A 17205-nucleotide genomic window follows, 5' to 3' on the forward strand; every position below is an offset into this window, starting at 1 on the left:
AGTCATGGCCGAAGCAGTCGTCGATAACGTGCCCGCCAAAAGCAGCGGGTCAGCGCCCAAGCCGCCGTTGTTCGGCATGTCGTTCCTGGAAAACATCTCGCAGATGCCGATGCTGCGTCAGGTCGGCCTGCTGGTCGGTCTGGCCGCGAGCGTGGCGATCGGCTTTGCCGTGGTGCTGTGGTCGCAGCAGCCGGACTACCGGCCGCTGTACGGCAGCCTGGCCGGCATGGACACCAAGCAGGTCATGGACACCCTGGCCGCTGCCGACATCCCCTACAACGTCGAACCCAATTCCGGGGCCCTGTTGGTCAAGGCCGACGATATTTCCCGTGCCCGCCTGAAGCTGGCTGCCGCCGGCGTGGCGCCGAGCGATGGCAATGTCGGCTTCGAGATCCTCGACAAGGAGCAGGGCCTGGGCACCAGCCAGTTCATGGAGGCCACCCGTTACCGTCGTGGCCTGGAAGGCGAACTGGCGCGGACTATCTCCAGCCTCAACAACGTCAAGGGTGCCCGCGTGCACCTGGCGATTCCTAAAAGTTCGGTGTTCGTACGTGACGAGCGCAAGCCCAGCGCTTCGGTACTGGTCGAGCTGTACCCGGGGCGCGCCCTGGAAGCCGGTCAGGTGATGGCCATTGTCAACCTGGTGGCGACCAGCGTGCCGGAGCTGAACAAGTCCCAGGTCACCGTGGTCGACCAGAAGGGCAACCTGCTGTCCGATCAGGCGGAAAACTCCGAGCTGACCATGGCTGGCAAGCAGTTTGACTACAGTCGCCGCATGGAAGGCCTGCTGACCCAGCGTGTGCACAACATCCTCCAGCCGGTGCTGGGCAACGATCGCTACAAGGCTGAAGTGTCGGCCGATGTTGACTTCAGCGCGGTCGAGTCGACCTCCGAGCAGTTCAACCCTGACCAGCCGGCGCTGCGCAGCGAGCAGTCGGTCAACGAACAACGCTCCAGCAGCATGGGGCCGCAAGGTGTGCCCGGTGCCCTGAGCAACCAGCCACCCGGCCCGGCCTCGGCGCCGCAGACCACCGGCGGCACGCAAACCGCTGCCAGCGCCATTCAGCCGGGTCAGCCGCTGCTCGATGCCAACGGCCAGCAGATCATGGACCCGGCCACCGGCCAGCCGATGCTCGCGCCGTACCCGGCCGACAAGCGTCAGCAGTCGACCAAGAACTTCGAGCTGGACCGTTCCATCAGCCATACCCGTCAGCAGCAGGGGCGCCTGACCCGCCTGTCGGTGGCCGTGGTGGTCGATGACCAGCTCAAGGTCGACCCGGCCACCGGCGATGCCGCCCGCACGCCGTGGGCTGCCGAGGACCTGGCGCGCTTTACCCGCCTGGTGCAGGACGCGGTGGGCTTCGACGCCAGCCGCGGTGACAGCGTCAGCGTGATCAACGTGCCGTTCGCCGCCGACCGTGGCGAGGTGATCAGCGAAATTCCGTTCTACTCGCAGCCATGGTTCTGGGACATCATCAAGCAGGTCATGGGTGTGCTGTTCATCCTGGTCCTGGTGTTCGGCGTGCTGCGTCCGGTCCTCAACAACATCACCGGCAATGGCAAGCAAGGCGCCGGTGCCGATGGCGACATGGAACTGGGCGGCATGCTCGGTCTGGATGGCGATCTGGCCAACGACCGCGTCAGCCTGGGTGGTCCGCAAAGCATTCTGCTGCCAAGCCCGAGCGAGGGTTATGACGCACAGCTCAATGCAATCAAGAGCCTGGTGGCCGAAGACCCGGGTCGTGTGGCCCAGGTCGTGAAAGAGTGGATCAACGCCGATGAGTGATAACCGAGCCCTTACCGCCAAACTGACCCGCGTCGACAAGGCCGCGATCCTGCTGCTGTCGCTGGGTGAAACCGATGCCGCGCAAGTGCTGCGGCACATGGGCCCCAAGGAAGTGCAGCGGGTCGGCGTGGCCATGGCGCAGATGGGCAACGTCCATCGCGAGCAGGTCGAGCAGGTGATGAGCGAGTTCGTCGAGATCGTCGGCGACCAGACCAGCCTGGGCGTCGGCTCCGACGGCTACATCCGCAAGATGCTCACCCAGGCCCTGGGCGAGGACAAGGCCAACGGCCTGATCGACCGCATCCTGCTGGGTGGCAACACCAGCGGCCTGGACAGCCTCAAGTGGATGGAGCCGCGCGCCGTGGCCGATGTCATCCGCTACGAGCACCCGCAGATCCAGGCCATCGTGGTCGCCTACCTGGACCCGGATCAGGCCGGTGAAGTGCTGGGCAACTTCGACCACAAGGTGCGCCTGGACATCATCCTGCGCGTGTCGTCGCTGAACACCGTGCAGCCGGCGGCGCTCAAGGAGCTGAACCAGATCCTCGAGAAGCAGTTCTCCGGCAACTCCAACGCCGCGCGCACCACCCTGGGTGGTATCAAGCGGGCTGCGGACATCATGAACTTCCTCGACAGCTCCGTCGAAGGCCAGTTGATGGATGCGATCCGCGACATCGACGGCGAACTCTCCGAGCAGATCGAAGACCTGATGTTCGTCTTCAACAACCTGGCCGATGTCGACGATCGTGGTATCCAGGCGCTGTTGCGTGAAGTGTCTTCCGACGTGCTGGTGGTGTCGCTCAAGGGCGCCGACGAGAAGGTCAAGGAGAAGATCTTCAAGAACATGTCCAAGCGTGCGTCCGAGCTGCTGCGCGACGACCTCGAGGCCAAGGGCCCGGTGCGGGTCAGCGATGTCGAGACGGCACAGAAGGAAATCCTCACCATCGCCCGCCGTATGGCCGAAGCCGGAGAAATCGTCCTCGGTGGCAAGGGCGGCGAAGAGATGATCTAAGACCTTATCGCGGGTCAAGCCCGCTCCTACAGAGGTCCTGTAGGAGCGGGCTTGACCCGCGATGCTTTACGAGTGCGTGAAATCATGTCAACCAACGAGCACCTCAGTGAGCTGATTCGCGCCAACGATCTCGAGGGCTTCGATCGCTGGGCGCTGCCCAGCTTCGATCCCGAGCCAGAACCGGAGCCAGAGCCGGAACCTGAAGAGGTTCAGGAAGAAATCGAAGAAGTACCGCTGGAAGAAGTCCAGCCACTGACCCTCGAAGAGCTCGAAAGCATCCGCCAGGAAGCCTACAACGAAGGCTTTGCCACGGGTGAGCGCGAGGGCTTTCACAGCACCCAGCTCAAGGTCCGCCAGGAAGCCGAAGAGGCCCTGGGCGCCAAGCTGGCCAGCCTTGAACAGCTCATGGGGCATTTGCTCGAACCCATCGCCGAACAGGACAGCCAGATCGAAAAGGCCGTTGTGCACCTGGTCGGGCATATCGCCCGCGAGGTCATTGGCCGCGAACTGCGCAGCGATTCCAGCCAGATCAGCCAGGTGCTGCGTGAAGCGCTGAAACTGCTGCCAATGGGCGCCGAGAACATCCGCATCCATATCAACCCGCAGGACTTCGAGTTGGCCAAGGCCCTGCGCGAGCGCCACGAAGAGCGCTGGAAGCTGCTCGAAGACGAGGCGTTGCTGCCGGGCGGCTGCCGCATCGAAACCGATCACAGCCGCATCGACGCGACCATGGAAACCCGTATCGAGAAAGCCATGGCGCAACTCTTTGATCAGCTCCATGACCAAGGCCTGCACCCGGCCGCGCCAGACCTGCAGGTTGACCTGGGCAACGCCGATGCGCCTTGAGCGAACCAGTTTTGGCAAGCGCCTTGGCGCCTACGCCGATGCCGTCAATTTACCGTCTCAGCCGGTGGTCGAAGGCCGCCTGCTGCGCATGGTCGGCCTGACCCTGGAAGCCGAGGGCCTGCGTGCGGCCGTTGGCAGCCGCTGTGTGGTGATCAACGACGACAGCTATCACCCGGTGCGGGTCGAGGCCGAAGTCATGGGCTTTGCCGGCGGCAAGGTATTTCTCATGCCGGTTGGCAGCGTTGCCGGCATCGCGCCCGGTGCGCGCGTGGTACCGCTGGCCGACAGTGGCCGCCTGCCCATGGGCATGAGCATGCTCGGGCGGGTGCTCGATGGCGCCGGTCGGGCGCTGGATGGCAAGGGCGGAATGAAGGCCGAAGACTGGGTGCCAATGGACGGTCCGACCATCAACCCGCTCAATCGCGACCCGATCAGCCAGCCGCTGGATGTCGGTATTCGCAGCATCAACGGTTTGTTGACGGTTGGCCGCGGTCAGCGCCTGGGCTTGTTTGCCGGTACCGGCGTGGGCAAGAGTGTGCTGCTGGGCATGATGACCCGCTTCACCGAGGCGGACATCATCGTCGTCGGCCTGATCGGTGAGCGTGGGCGTGAGGTCAAGGAGTTCATCGAGCACATTCTCGGTGAGGAAGGCCTCAAACGCTCGGTAGTGGTGGCATCGCCTGCCGATGACGCGCCATTGATGCGCTTGCGCGCCGCCATGTACTGCACGCGCATCGCCGAGTATTTTCGCGACAAGGGCAAGAACGTCCTGTTGCTGATGGATTCACTGACCCGTTTTGCCCAGGCCCAGCGGGAAATCGCCCTGGCCATCGGCGAGCCGCCAGCCACCAAGGGTTATCCGCCATCGGTGTTCGCCAAGCTGCCCAAACTGGTGGAACGCGCCGGTAACGGCGAGGCCGGAGGTGGCTCGATCACCGCCTTCTATACCGTGCTGTCCGAAGGCGATGACCAGCAAGACCCGATTGCCGACTCGGCGCGGGGTGTCCTCGATGGCCACATCGTGCTGTCCCGGCGTCTGGCCGAGGAGGGGCACTACCCGGCCATTGATATCGAGGCTTCGATCAGCCGGGTCATGCCGCAGGTGGTCAGCCCCGAGCAGATGACCGAGGCGCAGCAGTTCAAGCAGCTGTGGTCGCGCCTGTCGCAAAGCCGCGACCTGATCAGCGTCGGTGCCTATGTGGCCGGCGGTGATGCCGAGACCGACCTGGCCATTGCCCTGCAGCCACGCCTGGTGCATTTCCTGCGCCAGGGCCTGAACGAAAACGTTGGCATGCAACAGAGCCGCGAGCATCTGGCCAACGTGTTCGCCCAGCCTGCGACTGGCGGCTGATAGGCCATGGCCCAGCCCAGTCGTGCCGCGCGCCTGGCACCAGTGGTGGAAATGGCCGAAAACGCCGAGCGTCAGGCTGCCCAGCGCCTGGGGCAGTTCCAGCAGCAGGTGAACATGGCCCAGGCCAAGCTCAGTGAGCTCGACCGCTTTCGCGAAGATTACCAGTTGCAGTGGATCAACCGTGGCGGGCAGGGCGTGTCCGGTAGCTGGCTGGTCAACTACCAGAGCTTCCTTGGTCAGTTGGAAGCTGCCATGACCCAGCAGCGCCAAAGCCTGGCCTGGCACCAGAGCAACCTGAAGAACGCCCGGGGCACCTGGCAGCAGGCTTACGCCCGGGTCGAGGGCTTGCGCAAGCTGGTGCAGCGCTATATCGATGAAGCGCGAGTGGCCGAAGACAAACGTGAACAGAAGCTGCTCGACGAACTGTCCCAGCGTTTGCCGCGTCACGACCGCTACTGAGGCAGGTATTGGTCGCCAAGGGTTGCCGCTGGGTGGCTGGGCTGCTAAACCTTCTAGTTGTCTGTAATCGTCGTAACGGAAGGAATCGCCTACATGGCAGTTGAATCTGTGGTGTCCCAGGATGGGAAAAAGCTGACGATCAAGGTCAAAGGGCGTTTTGACTTTGGCAAGCATCAGGAGTTTCGCAATGCCTATGAGCACAAGCCAGCCAGGCCGGACTCGGTAGTGGTAGACCTCAAGGAGGCGACCTACCTCGACAGTTCAGCGCTGGGCATGCTGCTGTTGCTGCGTGATCATGCCGGGGGTGACGAGTCGGATGTGCGGGTGGTCAATGCCAGTTCCGACGTGCGCAAAATCCTGGCTATCTCCAACTTTGACAAGTTGTTTGACATCAGTTGAACCAGGTCTGTGCTGATGTCGAGGCGCTCAGCGTACTGATCGCCGAAGATGGCGCGGCCGATCGCTTGCTGCTCGCCACCATCGTACGCAAGCAGGGGCACCAGGTGCTCACTGCCGAGAATGGCGAGCAGGCGGTTGCCCTGTTCGCCGAGCGGCGCCCGCATGTCGTCCTGCTCGATGCCATGATGCCGGTGATGGACGGCTTCGAGGCGGCCCGGCAAATCAAGGCCCTGGCGGGTGAGGCGCTGGTGCCGATCATCTTTCTGACGTCGTTGAGCGAAGAGCAGGCGCTGGTGCGCTGCCTGGAGGCGGGTGGTGACGATTTTCTGGCAAAGCCTTACAGCCCGGTGATCCTGGCCGCCAAAATCAAGGCCATGGACCGCTTGCGCCGGCTGCAGGCAACGGTGCTTGAGCAACGTGACCAGATTGCCCGGCATCACAATCACCTGCTCAACGAGCAGCGGGTAGCCAAGGCGGTATTTGATCAGGTGGCCCATGCTGGCTGCCTGAGTGCGCCGAACATCCGCTACCTGCAATCGCCCTATGCCTTGTTCAACGGTGATTTGCTGTTGGCCGCCTACACGCCGGCTGGCGACATGCATGTGTTGCTGGGGGATTTTACCGGGCATGGCTTGCCGGCCGCGGTCGGCGCCATGCCCCTGGCCGAAGTGTTCTACGGCATGACGGCCAAGGGCTACGGCCTGGCCGAAACCCTGCGGGAGATGAATGCCAAGCTCAAGCGCATTCTGCCGGTGGACATGTTCTGTTGTGCGCTGCTGCTGAACCTGAGCTTCCAGAGGCGGGTGGTCGAAGTGTGGAATGGCGGCATGCCCGACGGCTACCTGTTGCCGGCCAGTGGGGGCGAGCCGCAGCCGCTGGTGTCGCGGCACCTGCCGCTGGGCATCCTGGCGCCTGAGCAGTTCGACGACACCACCGAGGTGCTGCCGCTGGCGTTGGGAGAGCGGTTGTTCTTGCTGTCGGACGGGGTGGTCGATACCAGTGATGAAAACGATCAGTTGTTTGGCGTCGAGCGCTTGCGCCGGGTGCTGGCGGCCAATCGTCAGCCGGCGCTGTTGTTCGAAGAGGTGCTGCAGGCGCTCGACGGCTTTCGCGGGCGCTCGCGCGACGACGTCAGCCTGCTGGATATCGAGGTGGTGGAGCCGCAACTGTCGTCGCCGTTGCCTGTGATCTATTCTGATAGTGGCCAGTCCAGCCCGCTGGACTGGTCATTGCAGTTCGAGTTTCGTGCCGAGACGCTCAAGCGCTTCAACCCCTTGCCTTACCTGCAGCAGTTGCTGCAGGAAATTCACGGCCTGCGGGCTCAGGGCGGGGCGCTGCACAGCGTGTTGACCGAACTGTATTCCAATGCCCTGGAGCACGGGGTGCTGGGCCTGGATTCTGCGCTCAAGCGCGATGCGCGCAGCTTTGCCAGCTATTACCAGATGCGCAACGAGCGTCTACAGGCGCTGAGCGCAGGCTTCATCCGCGTGCACCTGCGGGTTGAACCTCTTGGTCAGGGCGGGCGTCTGATTATCGAGGTCGAAGATAGCGGCAAGGGCTTCAATGTGAGTAAAGTGCTGGCCAGGCCTGTGTCCGAGCAAGGGTTGTGCGGGCGCGGGCTGAATCTCGTGCGCCGCTTGAGCCGGCGTGCCGAATGGGCCGACGAGGGGCGCCGCGCATGCGTGGAGTTCGCCTGGGAGGCTCAGGCATAATCCAACTTGATCAAGGAGTGAGCAAGTGTCCGACATTCACATCGATCGCAAGGTGCTTAGCGATTTGCAGGAGGTCATGGAAGATGGCTACCTGTACTTGCTGGAAACCTTTCTTGACGATTCCGAAAAACGCCTCAGCCAGTTGCATGAAGCGAAAAACGCCGACGAGCTGGCGCATGCCGCGCACAGCTTCAAGGGCAGTAGCAGCAACATGGGCGCCTTGGCGTTGGCCGAGTTGTGCCGGCAGCTGGAAGACCGGGTCAATAATGGGCCGCTGCAGGGGATCGAGGATCTGATCAATCAGATCGACCGCGAGTATTCGGCGGTGCGTCAGTTATATCGCGAAGAGCGTCGGCGCGTATCGATCGGCTGAGCAAATTGTGGCGTCAGTAATGGAACCTGGCGCGACTTTTGCGTGAACTTCGCCAACTTACGCTTTCGACCCCTGTAGTGGAGACGCCTACATGCCCGTCGCTTCCAATTCCCTGCTGCAAGCCAGTGCGCCGGCAAAGCCATCGCGCGTCGCTACCGGCGCGCCGGAAAAATCGCCGCAGGCCTCCAACGACAAGGCTGGCGGCTTTTCTCAGGTGTATGCCAAGGAGTCTCGCGAGGCGAACGCTACGGCTGGCGACCCGCCGCTGCGGGAAAACGCCAGCGCCACGCCTGCCTCCGTCAACGACGGCAAGAAAACCGCCGGTGATGACGCGAAGGTTGCCGATAGCGGCAAAAAGTTGCCTGAGGAGCAGGATGGCGCTGAAGCGGATCCGGCGCTGAGCGCAGATCCGACCTTGCTCGACTCCAGCCTGGTGGCTGGCCAGGTGACCGATGCGCAGCCGGGCGCCCAACTGATTCAGGCCCAGGCCGAAGCGGTGGCGCCAGTGGTGCAGGCTGCTGCGCAGCTTCAGGTACAGCCTGCGGTCGTGGCGTCGCCGGCAGCAGAAGCTGTGCTTGAACCGCAGGCTGCTTTTGACCCTGAGGCAGATCCTCTGGCCGACCTGCCGGCCTTGCGCCTGGCCCTGGAGCAGAGTGCCCAGGCCCAGGGCACTACCTCCACCCACGCGGCCAAGCCTGCTGCTGCCCAGCCTGAGGCGATGCCTGCCCAGCCTGCCGTCAATACCCTGGCGGCCCTGCTGGACAAGCCGGGTGCCGATGCCGAGCAGGGTGAGCCGGGCGAAAAAGCCTTCAGCGGCCTGATCGATGATGGGCTCAAGGACCTGAAAAGTGCTTCGAGCGATACCCGCGTCGACAACTTTGCCGAGCGCCTGAGCAGCCTGACCCAGGCGGCCACGGCCAAGACTGCCAATGCCGTGCCGGTGGCGACGCCGCTCAACCAGCCGTTGGCGATGAACCAGGGCGGCTGGACCGAAGGCCTGGTCAACCGGGTCATGTACCTGTCCAGCCAGAACCTCAAGTCGGCGGATATCAAGCTTGAGCCCGCCGAGTTGGGGCGCCTGGACATCCGCGTCAACCTGGCGCCGGAACAACAGGCCCAGGTGACCTTTGTCAGTGGTCATGCCGGGGTGCGCGAAGCGCTGGAGAACCAGGTGCACCGGCTCAAGGAAATGTTCGCCCAGCAGGGGTTGGGGCAGCCGGACGTCAACGTCGCCGATCAGTCCCGTGGCGGGCAGCAGCAGGGCGCCCAGGATGCACCGAAGTTCAGTGGCGTGGCGGCGCGGCGCAATGAAGCTGGTGAATCCGCTGAAATTGCACCGGGCGCAATGCCGGTCGAGCAGCAGTCGGTTGTGGGCTCCAGCGCGGTGGATTACTACGCCTGATTGGCTGCGGTCTTTGTGGGAGCTGGCCTTGCCAGCGATGCAAGGCGCAGCCTTGCCCTTCCAGGTTGGCATAACACTTGCTCAACCCTCGCCATGTGACTGAAATCTCCGATGAATGACGGATTATTGGCATGGCGAAGAGCGAAGCAGAGAAAGACCCCGCCGCAAAAGGCAAACTCAAGCTGATCCTGCTGTTGGTACTGGCGTTGTTGCTGGCCGTCGGTCTGTCGGTTGGTGCCACCTGGTTCTTCCTGCACCAGTCCGAGAGCAAGCCGGCCGTCGATCCGGCCCTGGCCAACCTTAAGCCTGCGGCCATCTACGAGCCCCTGGCGCCAGCGTTCGTGGTCAACTTCAACCAGAACGGCCGCCAGCGTTTCATGCAGGTGAGCATCACCATGCAAGGCCGCGACCAGGCTGCACTGGATGCCCTCAAGGTGCACATGCCGGTGATCCGCAACAACCTGGTCATGCTGTTCTCGGGGCAGGGGTTCGATACCCTGGCCAGCCCGGTCGGTCAGGAGATGCTGCGTCAGAAAGCCACTGCCAGTGTCCAGGAAGTGGCACAGAAGGAAGTCGGCAAGCCGGTCGTCGACCAGCTGCTGTTCACCAATTTCGTATTGCAGTAGGAGCCCCAGATGGCCGTGCAGGACCTGCTGTCCCAGGATGAAATCGATGCCTTGCTGCATGGCGTCGACGATGGGCTGGTGCAAACCGAAAGCAATGCCGAACCCGGCAGTGTCAAAAGTTATGACCTGACCAGTCAGGATCGGATCGTCCGCGGACGCATGCCGACCCTGGAAATGATCAACGAGCGCTTCGCCCGCTATACCCGCATCAGCATGTTCAACCTGCTGCGTCGCTCCGCCGACGTGGCGGTGGGCGGCGTGCAGGTGATGAAGTTCGGCGAATACGTGCACTCGCTGTACGTGCCTACCAGCCTCAACCTGGTGAAGATCAAGCCGCTGCGGGGTACCTCGCTGTTCATCCTCGACGCCAAGCTGGTGTTCAAGCTGGTGGACAACTTCTTTGGCGGCGACGGTCGTCACGCCAAGATCGAAGGGCGTGAGTTCACCCCGACCGAGCTGCGCGTGGTGCGCATGGTCCTGGACCAGGCTTTCGTCGACCTCAAGGAGGCCTGGCAGGCGATCATGCCGGTCAACTTCGAGTACATCAACTCCGAGGTCAACCCGGCCATGGCCAACATTGTCGGGCCGAGCGAGGCGGTGGTGGTCTCGACTTTCCACATCGAGCTCGACGGCGGCGGCGGTGACCTGCACGTGACCATGCCGTACTCGATGATCGAGCCGGTGCGCGAGATGCTCGACGCCGGTTTCCAGTCCGACCTGGACGACCAGGACGAGCGCTGGATCAAGGCCCTGCGCGAAGACGTGCTGGACGTCAGCGTGCCGCTCAGTGCCACGGTTGCCCGTCGCCAGCTCAAGCTGCGCGACATCCTGCACATGCAGCCGGGCGACGTGATTCCGGTCGAGCTGCCGGAAGAGCTGATCCTGCGGGCCAACGGCGTGCCGTCGTTCAAGGCCAAGCTGGGTTCGCACAAGGGCAACCTGGCCCTGCAGATTATCGATCCGATCGAGCGCCGCTGAGGCGCTTGTGGTTCCAACTCCGAATTGATTGCCCGTCGAGGACAAAATGGCTAACGAAAACGATATCACCTCCCCGGAGGAGCAGGCCCTGGCCGATGAGTGGGCTGCGGCCCTGGAAGAAACTGGCGACGCCGGGCAGTCCGATATCGACGCCTTGCTGGCTGCCGATGCCGGCAATACATCGCCCAACCGCCTGGCCATGGAAGAGTTCGGCAGCTCGCCGCGCAGCAACGAGCCGGTCACCCTCGATGGTCCGAACCTGGATGTGATCCTGGATATCCCGGTGAGCATTTCCATGGAAGTGGGCAGCACCGAAATCAACATCCGCAACCTGCTGCAGCTCAACCAGGGGTCGGTGATCGAGCTCGACCGCCTGGCCGGCGAACCGCTGGACGTGCTGGTCAACGGCACCCTGATCGCCCACGGCGAGGTGGTCGTGGTCAACGAAAAGTTCGGCATCCGCCTGACTGACGTGATCAGCCCAAGCGAACGCATCAAGAAGTTGCGCTGAGTGAGCAGGCTCCTGCGCAACGGCCTGGCCCTGTGTGGTGGCCTGTATGTGGATGTCGCCCTGGCCGCCGTTACGCAGCCGGCCGCTGCCGTGGTGGCGCCGACGGCGAGTGGCAGCGCGGCGGGGCAGTTGACCCAGCTGGTGCTGGGCTTGCTGTTGGTGCTGGGGCTGATCTTTTTCCTGGCCTGGCTGCTGCGCCGGGTGCAGAACGCCGCACCGGGCAGTGCTCAGGTCATCGAGATCCTCGGCAGCCGTTCGCTGGGGCCGCGAGATCGCCTGCTGCTGATACAGGTTGGCAAGGAGCAGATTCTCATCGGCCATTCGCCAGGCACAATCGAGGCCTTGCATGTATTGGCCGAGCCAGTCGAAGTGCCCGTCAGCGCGCGTCAGGCAACACCAGAATTCGCCCAGCGCTTGATGGAGCTGATGGGCAAGGATCAGAAGGGAAGATCGTGATGGGCGCGTTGCGCATGATGTTGACGCTGGCGCTGTTGCTGGCGGCGCCAATGGCTTTGGCGGCTGATCCGCTGTCGATTCCGGCGATCACCCTGTCCAGCGGGGCAGACGGGCAGCAGGAGTATTCGGTCAGCCTGCAGATCCTGCTGATCATGACGGCGCTGAGCTTCATCCCGGCGTTCGTCGTGCTGATGACCAGCTTCACCCGCATCATCATCGTCTTCTCCATTCTGCGCCAGGCCCTGGGCCTGCAGCAGACCCCGTCGAACCAGATCCTGACCGGCATGGCGCTGTTCCTGACGATGTTCATCATGGCGCCGGTGTTCGACCGGGTGAACCAGGATGCCCTGCAGCCGTACCTGAGCGAAAAGCTCAGCGCCCAGGATGCCATCAGCAAGGCCCAGGTGCCGCTCAAGGACTTCATGCTGGCGCAAACCCGCGAGAGTGACCTGGACCTGTTCATGCGCCTGTCCAAGCGCACCGACATCGCCAGCCCTGATCAGGCGCCACTGACCATCCTGGTGCCGGCCTTCGTCACCTCGGAGCTCAAGACCGCGTTCCAGATCGGTTTCATGATCTTCATCCCGTTCCTGATCATCGACCTGGTGGTCGCCAGTGTGCTGATGGCCATGGGTATGATGATGCTCTCGCCGCTGATCATCTCGTTGCCGTTCAAGATCATGCTGTTCGTCCTGGTCGATGGCTGGGCGCTGATCATGGGTACCCTGGCCGGCAGTTTCGGCGGCGTCTGACGTCGCGAGGAGAAGTAGTCCATGACCCCTGAAGTGGCTGTCGACCTGTTTCGTGACGCGCTGTGGCTGACCACCCTGATGGTGGCCATCCTGGTGGTGCCGAGCCTGCTGGTGGGGCTGGTGGTGGCCATGTTCCAGGCCGCCACGCAGATCAACGAACAGACCCTGAGCTTTCTGCCGCGCCTGCTGGTCATGCTGATCACCCTGATCGTGGTCGGGCCCTGGCTGGTGCAGAAGTTCATGGAATACATCCTGTCGTTGTACGGCAGCATTCCGCAACTGATTGGTTGACCTGGCCGTGCTCGAGCTCACCGATGCGCAGATCAGTACCTGGGTGGCCAGCTTCATCCTGCCGCTGTTTCGCGTCACCGCTGTGCTGATGACCATGCCGATCTTTGGCACCACCCTGGTGCCGGCGCGCATTCGCCTGTATTTCGCCCTGGCGATTACCGTGGTGATCGTCCCTGGGCTGCCGCCCATGCCTGAGGTCAATGCGCTGGACCTCAGGGCCCTGCTGCTGATCGCCGAGCAGATCATCATCGGCGCCCTGTTCGGCATGGCGCTGCAGTTGTTCTTCCAGATTTTCGTGATTGCCGGGCAGATCGTCGCGATCCAGATGGGCATGGCCTTCGCCTCCATGGTCGACCCGGCCAACGGTGTCAACGTCGCGGTGGTCAGCCAGTTCCTGACCATGCTGGTGACCTTGCTGTTCCTCGCTATCAACGGCCATCTGGTGGTCTTCGAGGTGTTGACCGAAAGCTTTACCACCTTGCCGGTGGGCGGCGGCTTGCTGGTCAACCATTTCTGGGACCTGGCCGGGCGCCTGGGGTGGGTGCTGGGTGCGGCGATGCTGCTGGTGTTGCCGGCGATTACCGCGCTGCTGGTGGTCAACATTGCTTTTGGTGTGATGACGCGTGCAGCACCGCAACTGAACATCTTTTCCATCGGCTTTCCGCTGACCCTGGTGCTGGGGTTGGTGATCTTCTGGATTACCCTGGCCGATATCATTCCTCACTACCATTCGCTGGCCTCCGAGGCCCTGCAATGGCTGCGTGAACTGGCACGGGCGCGCTGAGCATGGCAGAGAGCGAAAGCGGTCAGGACAAGACAGAAGACCCCACCGAGAAGCGCAAGAAGGACGCCCGCGAGAAGGGTGAGATCGCCCGTTCCAAGGAGCTCAACACTGTCACCGTGACCCTTGCCGGGGCGGGTGCATTGCTGGCGTTTGGCGGTGGCCTGGCGCAAACCCTGATGGAGTTGATGCGCACCAACTTCACACTGTCGCGCGAGGTGCTCATCGATGAGCGCTCCATGGGGATCTTTCTCATGGCGTCCGGCAAGATCGCCCTGCTGGCAACCCAGCCGGTGCTGTTGGTGTTGTTGATTGCCGCGATCATCGGCCCGGTGTCGCTGGGCGGCTTTCTGTTTTCCAGCAGCTCGCTGGCGCCGAAGTTCAGCCGCATGAACCCGCTGTCGGGGATCAAGCGGATGTTTTCGGTCAACGCCTTGTCCGAGCTGCTCAAGGCCCTGGCCAAGTTCTTCATGATTCTCATCGTCGCCCTGGCGGTGCTCTCGGCCGATCGCGATGACCTGCTGGCGATTGCCAACGAACCGCTGGAGCAGGCCATCATTCATAGCGTGCAGGTGGTGGGCTGGAGTGCCCTGTGGATGGCCGCCGGCCTGCTGATCATTGCCGCCGTCGATGTGCCGATCCAGCTCTGGCAGGCGCACAAGAAGCTGCTGATGACCAAGCAGGAAGTGCGTGACGAGTACAAGGATTCCGAGGGCAAGCCCGAGGTCAAGCAGCGTATTCGCCAGTTGCAGCGCGAAGCTTCGCAGCGGCGGATGATGGCGGCGATCCCCGAGGCCGACGTGATCATCACCAACCCGACCCACTATGCGGTGGCGCTCAAGTACGACCCGGAGAAGGGCTCGGCGCCGCTGTTGCTGGCCAAGGGTGCCGACTTCATTGCCCTGAAGATTCGCGAGATCGCCAACGAGCACAAGATCCAGGTGCTCGAATCGCCGGCGCTGGCGCGTTCGATCTACTACTCCACCGAGCTTGAAGAAGAGATTCCCGCCGGCTTGTACCTGGCAGTGGCCCAGGTGCTGGCCTATGTCTACCAGATCCGCCAGTACCGCGCCGGCAAGGGCAAGCCGCCAGAGCCGCTCAAGGACCTGCCGATCCCGCCAGACCTGCAACGCGATTCCTGATCGACATTGCTGGCCTCATCGCTGGCAAGGCCAGCTCCCACAGGGGTTGTGCGTGCAGGCTCATTGTGGGAACCAGCAGCCCCGAGCCACTCAAACCACCTCGTTCAACAAAGTTGGAAAGCTTCTTGCAAAGGCAGCGCAGCGCGCCTCAAAGGCGTCAAAGTTTTGCTTGAGCTAACGAGGAATACCGGTGGATCGCTCTCAGTTAATCAACAGTGCCCGTAGCAACCTGGTCGGTCTAGGCCGGGGCAACCTGGGTGTGCCGCTGTTGCTGCTGGTGATGCTGGCAATGATGATGTTGCCGATCCCGCCGTTTTTGCTCGACGTGTTCTTCACCTTCAACATCGCCCTGTCGATCGTGGTCCTGCTGGTCTGCGTCTATGCCTTGCGCCCGCTGGACTTCGCCGCGTTCCCGACCATCCTGCTGGTGGCAACCTTGCTGCGCCTGGCGCTCAACGTGGCGTCCACGCGGGTGGTGATGCTCCATGGTCACGATGGCCACGAAGCCGCCGGTAAGGTGATCCAGGCCTTCGGCGAGGTGGTGATCGGCGGCAACTACGTGGTCGGTATCGTGGTCTTCGCGATCCTGATGATCATCAACTTCGTGGTGGTCACCAAGGGTGCCGGGCGTATTTCCGAGGTGAGCGCGCGCTTTACCCTCGACGCCATGCCCGGCAAGCAGATGGCCATCGACGCCGACCTCAACGCCGGTCTGATCGACCAGGCCCAGGCCAAGGCGCGCCGCGCCGAAGTGGCCGGGGAGGCCGAGTTCTACGGTTCGATGGACGGTGCCAGCAAGTTTGTCCGCGGTGACGCCATCGCCGGCCTGCTGATCCTGTTCATCAACCTGATCGGCGGCATGGCCGTCGGCATGTTCCAGCACAACATGACCTTTGCCGATGCCGGCAAGGTCTACGCCTTGCTGACCATTGGTGACGGTTTGGTGGCGCAGTTGCCATCGCTGTTGCTGTCCACTGCGGCCGCGATCATGGTTACCCGCGCCTCGGGCTCCGAGGACATGGGCAAGCAGATCAACCGGCAAATGTTCGACTCGCCCAAGGCCCTGGCGGTCTCCGCCGGCCTGATGATCGTCATGGGCCTGGTCCCGGGCATGCCGCACGTCGCCTTCTTGAGCCTGGGCCTGCTGGCCGGCGGTGGCGCCTACCTGGTCTGGCGCAAGCAGAACCAGGCCAAGGTCAAGGCCCTGGAAGAGGTGCAACGCCAGCAGGACCTGCTGCCGTCGCCACAGCGCGCCATGGAAACCAAAGAGCTGGGCTGGGATGACGTCACCCCGATCGACATGATCGGCCTGGAGGTCGGCTATCGGCTGATTCCGCTGGTCGATCGCAACCAGGGTGGGCAGTTGCTGGCGCGGATCAAGGGGGTGCGCAAAAAGCTCTCCCAGGACCTGGGCTTTCTCATGCCTACGGTGCACATTCGCGACAACCTCGACCTGGCGCCCAGCGCTTACCGCCTGACCCTGATGGGGGTGATCCTGGCCGAGGCCGAAATTTACCCGGACCGCGAGCTTGCGATCAACCCGGGGCAGGTGTTCGGTACCCTCAACGGCATTGCCGCTCGCGACCCGGCCTTTGGCCTGGAAGCGGTGTGGATCGACATCAACCAGCGCAGCCAGGCGCAGTCGCTGGGCTACACGGTGGTGGACGCCAGTACCGTGGTCGCCACCCACCTCAACCAGATCCTGCACAAGCACTGTCACGAGCTGATCGGTCACGAAGAAGTGCAGCAGTTGCTGCAGGTGCTGGCCAAGGCCTCGCCCAAGCTCGCCGAAGAATTGGTGCCGAGCGTCATTTCATTGTCGGGGCTGCTCAAGGTCCTGCAGGCATTGCTCGCCGAGCAGGTTCCGGTACGCGATATTCGCAGCATTGCCGAGGCTATCGCCAACAACCCGGCCAAGAGTCAAGATACCGCCGCATTGGTGGCGGTGGTGCGCGTCGGATTGTGTCGCGCTATCGTGCAAAGCATTGTCGGCGTTGAGTCCGAGCTGCCTGTCATCACCCTTGAGCCAAGATTGGAACAGATTTTGCTCAATAGTTTGCAAAGGGCTGGGCAAGGCCAGGAAGACGGTGTTCTTCTGGAGCCGAGCATGGCCGAAAAGCTTCAGCGTTCGTTGATCGAAGCCGCCCAGCGTCAGGAGATGCAAGGGCAGCCGGCGATCCTCCTGGTCGCAGGACCGGTACGAGCCATGCTGTCGCGCTTCGGTCGCCTGGCTGTACCGAATTTGCATGTTTTGGCGTACCAGGAAATACCTGACAACAAGCAAGTTACCATCGTCGCCACAGTGGGCCCGAACGGCTGAGGTAGTGG

At 62.9% G+C, this 17205-nt stretch carries 18 protein-coding genes; all 18 read left to right on the forward strand.

Annotated elements, in window-relative coordinates; translation table 11 throughout:
- The first annotated feature begins 4 nt into the window (after positions 1-4).
- The 18 genes from fliF to flhA all read left to right on the forward strand — a co-directional run bounded on the left by fliF (position 5) and on the right by flhA (position 17197).
- On the forward strand, positions 5-1786 hold the full coding sequence (gene fliF, locus UW3_RS0119950; RefSeq protein WP_010224996.1) for a flagellar basal-body MS-ring/collar protein FliF: 1782 nt from the start codon (positions 5-7) through the stop codon (positions 1784-1786).
- Positions 1779-2798, forward strand: a complete 1020-nt coding sequence (fliG, locus tag UW3_RS0119955) for a flagellar motor switch protein FliG (RefSeq protein ID WP_010224997.1) — start codon at positions 1779-1781, stop codon at positions 2796-2798. The genes fliF and fliG overlap by 8 nt, the downstream gene beginning before the upstream one ends.
- A gap of 84 nt (positions 2799-2882) precedes the next feature.
- A complete protein-coding gene (gene fliH / locus UW3_RS0119960) occupies positions 2883-3644 on the forward strand; it encodes a flagellar assembly protein FliH (RefSeq protein ID WP_010224998.1) in 762 nt (253 codons plus the stop codon).
- The gene (gene fliI / locus UW3_RS0119965; protein ID WP_010224999.1) at positions 3634-4995 is read left to right on the forward strand and encodes a flagellar protein export ATPase FliI; all 1362 of its coding nucleotides are present in this window, start codon (positions 3634-3636) and stop codon (positions 4993-4995) included. The genes fliH and fliI overlap by 11 nt, the downstream gene beginning before the upstream one ends.
- Positions 4996-5001: 6 nt before the next feature.
- The gene (gene fliJ, locus UW3_RS0119970) at positions 5002-5454 is read left to right on the forward strand and encodes a flagellar export protein FliJ (RefSeq protein ID WP_010225000.1); all 453 of its coding nucleotides are present in this window, start codon (positions 5002-5004) and stop codon (positions 5452-5454) included.
- A 93-nt stretch (positions 5455-5547) separates the two neighbouring features.
- Positions 5548-5853 (forward strand): STAS domain-containing protein, encoded by a 306-nt coding sequence (locus UW3_RS0119975; protein WP_010225001.1) that lies wholly within the window; start codon positions 5548-5550, stop codon positions 5851-5853.
- On the forward strand, positions 5850-7565 hold the full coding sequence (locus UW3_RS0119980) for an ATP-binding SpoIIE family protein phosphatase (protein ID WP_010225002.1): 1716 nt from the start codon (positions 5850-5852) through the stop codon (positions 7563-7565). Before UW3_RS0119975 ends, UW3_RS0119980 begins: the two co-directional genes overlap by 4 nt.
- A 25-nt stretch (positions 7566-7590) precedes the next feature.
- Complete coding sequence (locus UW3_RS0119985) at positions 7591-7938, forward strand: Hpt domain-containing protein (RefSeq protein ID WP_010225003.1); 348 nt, start codon at positions 7591-7593, stop codon at positions 7936-7938.
- A 91-nt stretch (positions 7939-8029) separates the two neighbouring features.
- The gene (locus UW3_RS0119990) at positions 8030-9340 is read left to right on the forward strand and encodes a flagellar hook-length control protein FliK (protein WP_010225004.1); all 1311 of its coding nucleotides are present in this window, start codon (positions 8030-8032) and stop codon (positions 9338-9340) included.
- A 131-nt stretch (positions 9341-9471) separates the two neighbouring features.
- Positions 9472-9966, forward strand: a complete 495-nt coding sequence (gene fliL, locus UW3_RS0119995; RefSeq protein WP_010225005.1) for a flagellar basal body-associated protein FliL — start codon at positions 9472-9474, stop codon at positions 9964-9966.
- A gap of 9 nt (positions 9967-9975) precedes the next feature.
- Positions 9976-10944: a flagellar motor switch protein FliM gene (gene fliM, locus UW3_RS0120000; protein WP_010225006.1), complete on the forward strand. Its 969-nt coding sequence runs from the start codon at positions 9976-9978 to the stop codon at positions 10942-10944.
- A gap of 46 nt (positions 10945-10990) precedes the next feature.
- Positions 10991-11455 (forward strand): flagellar motor switch protein FliN, encoded by a 465-nt coding sequence (gene fliN, locus UW3_RS0120005; protein ID WP_010225007.1) that lies wholly within the window; start codon positions 10991-10993, stop codon positions 11453-11455.
- Positions 11456-11467: 12 nt separating this feature from the next.
- Positions 11468-11911: a flagellar biosynthetic protein FliO gene (fliO, locus tag UW3_RS0120010; protein ID WP_085989528.1), complete on the forward strand. Its 444-nt coding sequence runs from the start codon at positions 11468-11470 to the stop codon at positions 11909-11911.
- Positions 11911-12663 (forward strand): flagellar type III secretion system pore protein FliP, encoded by a 753-nt coding sequence (fliP, locus tag UW3_RS0120015; protein ID WP_010225011.1) that lies wholly within the window; start codon positions 11911-11913, stop codon positions 12661-12663. Before fliO ends, fliP begins: the two co-directional genes overlap by 1 nt.
- Before the next feature lie 21 nt (positions 12664-12684).
- Positions 12685-12954 carry a flagellar biosynthesis protein FliQ gene (gene fliQ / locus UW3_RS0120020; protein WP_010225013.1) on the forward strand — a complete coding sequence of 90 codons (270 nt, stop codon included), beginning with the start codon at positions 12685-12687 and terminating at the stop codon, positions 12952-12954.
- Position 12955: 1 nt separating this feature from the next.
- The gene (fliR, locus tag UW3_RS0120025; protein WP_026001414.1) at positions 12956-13738 is read left to right on the forward strand and encodes a flagellar biosynthetic protein FliR; all 783 of its coding nucleotides are present in this window, start codon (positions 12956-12958) and stop codon (positions 13736-13738) included.
- A gap of 2 nt (positions 13739-13740) precedes the next feature.
- Positions 13741-14877: a flagellar biosynthesis protein FlhB gene (flhB, locus tag UW3_RS0120030; RefSeq protein ID WP_010225018.1), complete on the forward strand. Its 1137-nt coding sequence runs from the start codon at positions 13741-13743 to the stop codon at positions 14875-14877.
- 190 nt (positions 14878-15067) lie between these two features.
- Positions 15068-17197: a flagellar biosynthesis protein FlhA gene (gene flhA / locus UW3_RS0120035; RefSeq protein WP_010225019.1), complete on the forward strand. Its 2130-nt coding sequence runs from the start codon at positions 15068-15070 to the stop codon at positions 17195-17197.
- The last annotated feature ends 8 nt before the right edge of the window (positions 17198-17205 follow it).

It is taken from the genome of Pseudomonas donghuensis (assembly GCF_000259195.1).
Taxonomy (GTDB): Bacteria; Pseudomonadota; Gammaproteobacteria; order Pseudomonadales; family Pseudomonadaceae; genus Aquipseudomonas; species Aquipseudomonas donghuensis.